Here is a 3,311-nt window from a genome sequence, read left to right on the forward strand (position 1 = left end):
AGTAAGGTTGGCGGCGACCTACTCTCCCGCCGGTGAAGGCAGTACCATGGGCGCTCCGGGGCTTAACGACTCTGTTCGGAATGGGAAGAGGTGAACACCCGGGCTAAAGCCACCATTACTGGCGTCAGCAGATCGTGTTCAGTGATCTACTGCTTATATCTCGACGCAGTGAGCGAGAAAGAAAAAGAAGTGATGTGGAGGTGTTCCAATAGAAGTGTTCGAGTCATTAGTACGGCTCCGCTGTGGCATTTCGGCCTCTACACGTACCGCCTATCAACGTGGTGGTCTACCACGACTCTTCGTATATGGGAAATCTCATCTTGAGGTGAGTTTCGCACTTAGATGCTTTCAGCGCTTATCTCATCCCAGCGTCGCTACCCGGCGCTGCAGCTGGCGCCACAACCGGTGCACGAGCGGCTAGTCCAACTCGGTCCTCTCGTACTAAAGTCAGGTCCTCTCAAATTTCCAACGCCCACCACAGATAGGGACCGAACTGTCTCACGACGTTCTGAACCCAGCTCGCGTGCCACTTTAATCGGCGAACAGCCGAACCCTTGGGACCTTCTCCAGCCCCAGGACGTGACGAGCCGACATCGAGGTGCCAAACCTCCCCGTCGATATGAGCTCTTGGGGGAGATCAGCCTGTTATCCCCGGCGTACCTTTTATCCTTTGAGCGATGGCCCTTCCATGCGGAACCACCGGATCACTATATCCGTCTTTCGACCCTGCTCGGCTGGTCAGCCTCACAGTCAAGCCCACTTCTGCTATTGCGCTCTACGTACGGTTACCAAGCGTACTGAGTGGACCTTTGAAAGCCTCCGATACATTTTTGGAGGCGACCACCCCAGTCAAACTACCCAGCAGACACTGTTTCCGTTTCCAGATTAGGTGCCAAACAACACAAGGGTGGTATTTCAACGTTGACTCCCCCAGACCTGGCGGCCCGGGTTCACAGTCTCCCACCTATCCTACACATGTGTTGTCCAGCATCAATGTCAACCTATAGTAAAGGTGCACGGGGTCTTTCCGTCCCGTGGCGGGTACTCGGCATCTTCACCGAGACTACAATTTCACCGAGCTCACGGCTGAGACAGCGCCCAGATCGTTACACCATTCGTGCAGGTCGGAACTTACCCGACAAGGAATTTCGCTACCTTAGGACCGTTATAGTTACGGCCGCCGTTTACCGGGGCTTCGATTCAAACCTTCGCTTGCGCTAAGTTCCCCTCTTAACCTTCCGGCACCGGGCAGGTGTCAGACCTTATACTTCCGCTTACGCGTTCGCAAAGTCATGTGTTTTTGTTAAACAGTCGCCTGGGCCTTTTCACTGCGGCTTCTCACATTGCTGTGAGGAAGCGTCCCTTCTCCCGAAGTTACAGGACCATTTTGCCGAGTTCCTTGGCCGTGATTCACTCGAGCGCCTCAGGATGCTCTCCTTGACTACCTGTGTCGGTTTGCGGTACGGGTTATTCAGCAGTAAACGCTTAGCAGGTTTTCTTGGCAGTCTGATTAGGTACACTATCCCGTTGGCCGAAGCCGCCAGGTACTATCATGTTTCAGCTAACTCGGCGGATTTACCTACCAAGCCAATACCTACGCACTTTAACGGGCACTTCCGTCCGCCCGCGGTACTTTCACTTCTGCGTCACTGCATCACTCCACTGAATAAGTGCGGGAATATCAACCCGCTGTCCATCGACGTAGCCTCTCGGCGTAGCCTTAGGTCCCGACTAACCCTGCTCCGATTAGCGTTGAGCAGGAAACCTTAGTCTATCGGCGAGGGGGTTTCTCACCCCCTTTATCGTTACTCATGCCTACATTTGCTTTTCTAGCCGCTCCAGCAACCCTGACAGGTCACCTTCACCGCTGCTAGAATGCTCCCCTACCACTTGCACAAAGTGCAAATCCATCGCTTCGGTACCGGACTTGATGCCCGCGTATTATCGATGCCCTCTCGCTCGACCAGTGAGCTGTTACGCACTCTTTAAAGGAATGGCTGCTTCCAAGCCAACCTCCTGGCTGTCAAAGCAAGTGGACCTCCTTTGTTCAACTTAGTCCGAATTTAGGGACCTTAGCGGATGGTCTGGGTTCTTTCCCTCTCGGCATGGGACCTTAGCACCCCACGCCTCACTGCCGAGTATATCAACGGGCATTCGGAGTTCGTCAGGATTCGGTAGGCTGTGACACCCCCTAGTCCTATCGGTAGCTCTACCTCCCGCTGACTCCACCTCGACGCTGTACCTAAATACATTTCGGGGAGTACGAGCTATTTCTCAGTTTGATTGGCCTTTCACCCCTACCCTCAAGTCATCCAAATCCTTTTCAACGGAAACTGGTTCGGTCCTCCAGTTGGTGTTACCCAACCTTCAACCTGCTCAAGGGTAGATCACAAAGTTTCGCGTCTACCCCCTCTGACTCTGCGCCCTATTCAGACTCGCTTTCGCTGCGGCTCCATGACTTGAGTCATTTAACCTTGCCAGAGAGGAGTAACTCGTAGGCTCATTATGCAAAAGGCACGCCGTCACTTCACTAAAAAGCTCCGACCGCTTGTAAGCACACGGTTTCAGGTTCTTTTCACTCCGGTATTCCCGGTTCTTTTCACCTTTCCCTCACGGTACTAGTTCACTATCGGTCTCGCAGGAGTATGTAGCCTTAGCGGATGGTGCCGCTGGATTCAGACGGGGTTTCTCCGGCCCCGCCCTACTCAGGAAATCCCTACCGTGCATAACTAGTTCGCTTACGGGATTCTCACCCTCTATGATCGACTTTCCCACGTCGTTCAGCTAAAGTTATGCAATCAGATATTGGGCTCCTACAACCCCGGACTGGCCGTAACCAACCCGGTTTGGGCTCCTCCCCGTTCGCTCGCCACTACTAGGGGAATCATATGTTATTTTCTTTTCCTCCGGGTACTTAGATGTTTCAGTTCCCCGGGTTTGCCCCTAGCTCATAAAGAGTAGGTCTTACAGCTTCACTGTAAGGGGTTGCCCCATTCGGAAATCCGTGGATCACTTGGTATGTGCCCATCCCCACGGCTTATCGCAGCTTATCGCGTCCTTCGTCGCCTCTGCGAGCCTAGGCATCCTCCGTGTGCCCTTGCTTACTTCTGTTGTCGTTTAGCCCGTAGGCCAAACGCTCCGTGCTATCACTCGAAAGTGAGTAGCACTTCTTTTTCTCTCTCGTTTCACTACGTCAAAGAACGTTTGCTCCTCGTTTGGAGCAAGGTAGAAGAAGAAACTCTGCAGCCTCTTCTTCTGAAAATCTGAATAAAAGGAAAGACAGTACGGGAAGGTACTTCTATAAGGTAACG

General features: G+C 53.0%; 2 rRNA genes. Both read right to left on the reverse strand.

From position 1 onward, the window contains the following. Positions 1–5: 5 nt before the first annotated feature. Positions 6–117, reverse strand: a 5S ribosomal RNA gene (rrf, locus tag EU557_RS25280). 89 nt (positions 118–206) lie between these two features. After that, positions 207–3,111: ribosomal RNA gene (locus tag EU557_RS25285) — 23S ribosomal RNA — on the reverse strand. Between the last annotated feature and the right edge of the window lie 200 nt (positions 3,112–3,311).

This window comes from Hymenobacter wooponensis, from assembly GCF_004745865.1.
Taxonomy (GTDB): domain Bacteria; phylum Bacteroidota; class Bacteroidia; order Cytophagales; family Hymenobacteraceae; genus Hymenobacter; species Hymenobacter wooponensis.